3 protein-coding genes are annotated in these 5,888 nt (G+C 39.6%); 2 read left to right on the forward strand and 1 reads right to left on the reverse strand.

Going from position 1 to position 5,888, the window contains the following annotated elements; translation table 11 throughout:
• Positions 1 to 1,093 precede the first annotated feature (1,093 nt).
• Positions 1,094 to 1,915, forward strand: coding sequence for an SDR family NAD(P)-dependent oxidoreductase (locus RMX89_RS34280; protein WP_322692120.1), 822 nt, complete (start codon positions 1,094 to 1,096; stop codon positions 1,913 to 1,915).
• A 343-nt stretch (positions 1,916 to 2,258) separates the two neighbouring features.
• Here the strand turns inward: RMX89_RS34280 and RMX89_RS34285 are convergent, their stop codons facing one another.
• Positions 2,259 to 3,497, reverse strand: a complete 1,239-nt coding sequence (locus RMX89_RS34285) for a ScyD/ScyE family protein (protein ID WP_322692121.1) — start codon at positions 3,495 to 3,497, stop codon at positions 2,259 to 2,261.
• Between the two features lie 437 nt (positions 3,498 to 3,934).
• Between RMX89_RS34285 and RMX89_RS34290 the strand changes: the two genes are divergently transcribed.
• The gene (locus RMX89_RS34290) at positions 3,935 to 5,434 is read left to right on the forward strand and encodes a glycosyl hydrolase family 57 (RefSeq protein ID WP_322692122.1); all 1,500 of its coding nucleotides are present in this window, start codon (positions 3,935 to 3,937) and stop codon (positions 5,432 to 5,434) included.
• The last annotated feature ends 454 nt before the right edge of the window (positions 5,435 to 5,888 follow it).

The following is a 5,888-nucleotide window of genomic DNA, read 5'->3' on the forward strand; positions in this document are numbered from 1 at the left end:
CAAAACGACTTTGAAGTACCTCAAAACGACTTTGAAGTACCTCAAAACGACTTTGGAGTACCTCAACACGACTTTGGAGTACCTCAACACGACTTTGGAGTACCTCAACATGACTTCGAGGTATCTGTTTTACAAATATTCTTAACCGAGCAGTATTGATATCCATCCTTGCTGCGAGTAAGCCGATTTAAGCGTGGGGTAATAATTTCTAATTACGTAAATTTACGGGATACGACTTTAGGCAGAATCATCAATTAGGAATCATGTTGACTTACAGTTAGATCCCCGACTTCTCTAAAAAGTCGAGGAGCTTATTATTCATGAATGATTGAAGTTGGTTATAGACAAAGCAAGTCTCAAGCATTACTTTGATGAACTCAAAGCTAAACCTAAATAAATTACTATTTATCCTAAAATTTTGGCAGATAATTTTAGACAACAATCTAGCCATTTTTGATTATTTTCAATCAATAAAGGTCATCAATCTTTATTTTCAAGAAAACAGTAAATATGCAGTAAATATACTGATGTAATTTTGTGAGTTAAAAACTCTAACTATTGCAACCATCAGCCAAAATCCTATATGTCTTTTTTGTTTCTAAACCATGAATTAGATATAGCAATTTCCTAAAACAGGGCTATTTGTCAGGAAAATGAGATATTTATGCTGAGGGATTCATAAAAACTTATTTAATAAAATCTTTTGTATATATATACTTGTCGTTAAAAAGTATTAAGAAATTCTTATTAAAGAATATTGCAATAGCTTGATTTAATTGCTAACGTGTGTATGACAGCGATGCTGATGAACGCTCGGATCTAGGAGAAATAAAATCTATGAGCTATACCCATTCAGCCAAGTGTGTTAGGCTTTGACGGGTTCAAAACGAGAAATTTCTGCCTCATATAGACAACTATGAGGGATTGCAGATTAACCAAGAAATGTCTCGTTGCTAAAGGCTTAGTTTCAGTTTGATTTCAATTGCGATTGATTATTTGTCTTACTTTGTGCCGACAAGCAAGTAGCTCTTGCTTGTGTGTATCGGCAATAACGAGGAGTTTGGTAAGACTTAAATTTTGGAGAATAAAACTAATGGAGATTCAAGGTAAAGTTGCCCTAATTACAGGGGCTTCGCGTGGAATTGGACGAGCGATCGCTCTCGAATTAGCGCAACAAGGCATCAAGCGGATGATATTGATAGCACGCGATCGCCGCAAGTTAGTGGAGGTAGCCAACGAAATCGAGGCGATGGGTACAGAAGCTGCGATCGTGGCTTTAGATTTGACGCAGACAATTGAAGTAAATATCGCTGTTGCCCAACTCTGGCGCAATTACGGACAGATTCATCTGCTAGTTAATTGTGCGGGAGTCGCATATCAAAGTTCGTTTTTGCAATCTAAAATGCCCCAAGTTCAAGAAGAAATTTCGGTGAACTTGTTAGGGATGTACAACCTCACTAGTTTGATTGCTCGACGCATGGCCAGTCAAAGACAAGGGACAATTGTCAATGTATCGAGCTTGATGGGGAAAGTTGCAGCACCAACGATGGCGACATACTCAGCAACCAAGTTTGCCATCTTAGGATTTACCCAAGCCTTGCGCCAAGAATTAGCCGAACACAATATCCGCGTGATTGCATTACTGCCTTCCCTGACAGACACAGACATGGTGCGCGACTTAAAATTATTCCGCTGGGTAATCCCCATGACTCCCCAGCAAGTGGCTAAAGCACTCGTCACCGGAATGCAGAATGATTCATCAGAAATTTTAGTTGGATGGCAAAGTCATTTAGCCGTGTTGTGTCAACGCCTCGCCCCTTGGTTGTTAGAGCTAATTTTACGAATAGCAACACCACCAGCACCAAGAAGACAACGGCTGATTGAAAAACTTACCCCTTCCCGTAGCGTCTCGTAGAGAAGGGGAGACACCGAGGGCGATCGCAGACTCAATACTCAATACAGTTCGATTAACATATTTCTCTCTCGAAGATCCCCCCAACCCCCCTTAAAAAGCAGGGCTTTTTCTCCTCTTTACCCCCTTTTTAAGGCTACGGTGTACACACAAGTCTGAAATAGCTGATTAACCCAAGGTTTTACCCCACCCTAACCCTCCCCGTATGTATTGGGGAGGGAACTAGATTTCTTATTTCCCCCCAATACATCGGGGGGATTAAGGGGGGTAATTTGACTTGTGTGTACACCGTAGCTTTTTAAGGGGGTCGCCGTAGGCGGGGGGATCTTATCCGAACCGTATTGACTCAACACTCCTGAATAAACTTCTCCGAAATCTTCAGTTTTTTGGCTTTACCCTTGTGCAAAAAAGTAAGGCTCGCAGTGCCAAGAAATGCTAATAAGCTGAAAGTAGAAGTAGATTCAGGAACAGACTTGGAATTCTCAATTTTGATAACTTGTCCAAGTCCAGGGCCATCGCCTCGGTTTGTCACGTAAATAGCATCATCAGCACCAATAGTCAAAGCAGTAGGAGACTCTAATCCATTGCCACTAAGAATAGTTGTGCGAGTTCCATCCTTGGCTATTTTAATTACAGAACCATCTAGATTACCTTTCCAGAGTGACTGATTAGCGTATTGCAAAGCATATAAATTACCTTGACTATCAAAATCTAAGTCAGTAAGTTGGGTAAAGCCATCAGTATAAACTGTTGGTTTATCATCAGCACCAACTCGGTAGATTTTTGCTTCACCTTCGGGAAAAGGAAAACCAGTTAATTGGCTAATATAATAAGCGCCATCTGGGCCTTTGGCGATATTTGTGGGTACTGCTTGAATTTCAAATGGCGATGACGATGCACCAGTGGGAAAAACTGGATTAGTTAATGTCTGGCGGGGAATTGTGGCGATCGCTTTCAAATTACTTCCATCAGTCCCGACACTGAGTAACTCATTAGCACCAGTATCAACTGCAACAATCTTATTTCCATCTAAAAGAAGAGAGAAGGGATTGCTAATTAGATCGCCACCATCGGGATTATTTGCAAGTTCATAATTAGCTAAATCAGCCACACTAGTCCAAGAATTTGTATTGAAATTAGCAGTAATGATTTTTCCTAAGTCAGTGTTACCTAATGTGGCGCGAAATGTAGGATCGGAAGCATACCCAACTGCAATATAAGGCTTGCCAGTAGCATCAAATTTGATATCTTGAGGCCCACTACTATCAGTACCATTTGGTAATGCTAAAGAAGGAAGTCCTGTAAGTATACGCTCTTGTGTACCATTTCTAATTTTGGTGACTGCACCAGTTGTGCCATAACATAAAGATTGACCTGCGGCACTCGGTGAAGGAACACAAGCTCCACTTCCACCTGTTCCTGCCTCTGTGACATAGAGACTGCCGTCAGGGCCAAAACTTAGACCCCGTGGACTATTAAGATCGTCGGCAATTACTGAAAATGATGCCGCTTCTGCTGCTTTCATTCCTGAAAAAGCAGCAATACAAACGCTCAAAAATGTAATTCCAAATTGTTTTAGTTTCATTAGACTGCTCCTAAAATTAAATTTGCGTAAAGCATAGAATAGAAAATTTTATATTGATAAAAAATAATATTTAATGTTTATAGTTTCTGTGGATTTTAGAGCTTATTTAAAAGAGGGAAACAGATTCAAGCCCAGAAAGCCAGATGAAATCTGAATTTCTGAATTTTGAGTTGTATCATACCATTTTCAAAAATATTTGCAACATAATGAATCGGCTATAGGGAGGTACAAATGTACGCTTATAGCAACAAAATTAAATAGAATTACTGTATATTTTTTAGTGTTTTTTATACAAGTGCGATATCAAAACTGTTGAACAACACAGATATTGCGGGACTATTGAGGCGATCGCAGTTTGCATCAATACATAAAGTTGCAGTTCAGAAATTGCTGTGCGATCGCATAATTAGACATACCTTGTTTCGGAGCAATCAGAAATGCTTTCCTTCCCTACAACACTGACTCCTTTGCCCGAAATCATTGATGGCTTACCGAATATTTCTGGTTGGGAAACAGAGGTTCTCTCTGTGGTTAACCAAGATCGACCAGTATTTTTACCAACCACGAATATTAAGTTGGAAAATGTAAATGCTGTATTTGCGATCGCTTTGCACATGCACCAGCCAACTATACCTGCTGGAAATGGCGGTACGCTCATCAGCAATCTGCAATATATGTTTGAACATCCCCATGAAGGGGATAACCACAATGCAGATCCCTTTGCCCATTGTTACAGCCGCATGGGTGACTTGATCCCCGAACTGGTAAATCAAGGTTGCAATCCGCGTGTGATGTTGGATTACTCTGGTAATCTTCTCTGGGGACTGCGGCAAATGGGACGCGGTGATGTTCTCGATAATCTTAAACGGATTACTTGCGATCGCACCTACCAACCTTATGTAGAATGGCTGGGTACAATGTGGGGTCATGCAGTTATTCCTTCCACACCCATAGCAGATATTAAATTACATATCGTTGCATGGCAACATCACTTTGCAGCAATTTTTGGCTGGGAAGCACTAGCGCGAGTCAAAGGATTTTCGCCCCCAGAAATGCACCTACCCAATCACCCTGATGCTCTCTATGAATTTGTGAAAGCGCTGAAAGAATGTGGATATCGCTGGTTACTTGTTCAAGAACATTCTGTAGAAACCCTTACTGGTCAATCTCTCACTTATAAACATTTACCACATCGTCTAATTGCCCGGAATTCTCAAGGTGAAACAATTAGCATCACAGCTTTAATTAAAACCCAAGGTTCTGATACTAAATTAGTTGCTCAGATGCAGCCTTATTATGAAGCTAAAACATTATCCAAACAACAACTTGGTAGTGTGTCTATACCACCAATAGTTAGCCAAATTGGCGATGGGGAAAATGGCGGCGTGATGATGAATGAATTTCCTAGCGCTTTTAAACAAGCTTGGTGGGATATGGTAAACAATGGAGGAGGAAAATCAGGTGTAGTTGGGATGTGTGGTACAGAATATTTAGAATTAATCGAAGCTGCTGGATGCAAACCTGAAGATTATCCAACTTGTCAGCCAGTGGGACAATATCAGATTTGGGAGCGAATTTCACCAGATAATATTCAACCGGAAGCTGTAGAGAATGCAATTCAAGAATTAAAGCAAACAAACTCTAATTTTCATCTGGATGGAGCCTCGTGGACAAATCATATCAGTTGGGTAAAAGGATATGAAAATGTGTTGTCTCCCATGTATCAATTAAGCAGTTTATTTCATCAAAAGATCGATCCATTACTGCAAACTGACTCAGCAGAACCGATTGCTAGACAATCTCAATACCGTAACATTCTCCTACATAATCTTTTGCTGCAAACTAGTTGTTTTCGTTATTGGGGACAAGGCGCTTGGACTGATCACGCGCGGGAAATTTATCAACGTGGCGAAAGCTTGCTGCAAAAGACATTTTAATTAATTGGTGTTCTAGCCGTAACGCACTGCATTTCGTGGTGCGTTACGGCTGTTTTAACGCACCCTACAATTTAATGTTTGCTGAATCTACCAAAATAAATACGCGATATACCGAAATGAAAAAGTAATCAAGCATTTTGAGAAAGCAATATGCCTTTTTGTTTGCTGAATCTACTGAAATGAGAAAGCATTTAAGCATTTTGAGAAAGCAATATACCTTTTTGCTTGCTAAATTTACCGAAATGAGAAAGCATTTAAGCATTTTGAGAAAGCATTTAAGCATTTTCCTTAATGAATTTTGTCAACAAATGAAGTTAAGGTGAAGTTACTGAAAGTATTCTTTATAATTTCGATGCCAAAGTAAATATTGAGTTTTATCTTTGAACACAATTTACAAATAAATAGACATGTCCTTAAAACAAAAGTTATGGAAAAATGATACAGAAATAAAAAT

The sequence above is a fragment of the Nostoc sp. DedSLP04 genome (genome assembly GCF_034530775.1).
Lineage (GTDB): Bacteria > Cyanobacteriota > Cyanobacteriia > Cyanobacteriales > Nostocaceae > Nostoc.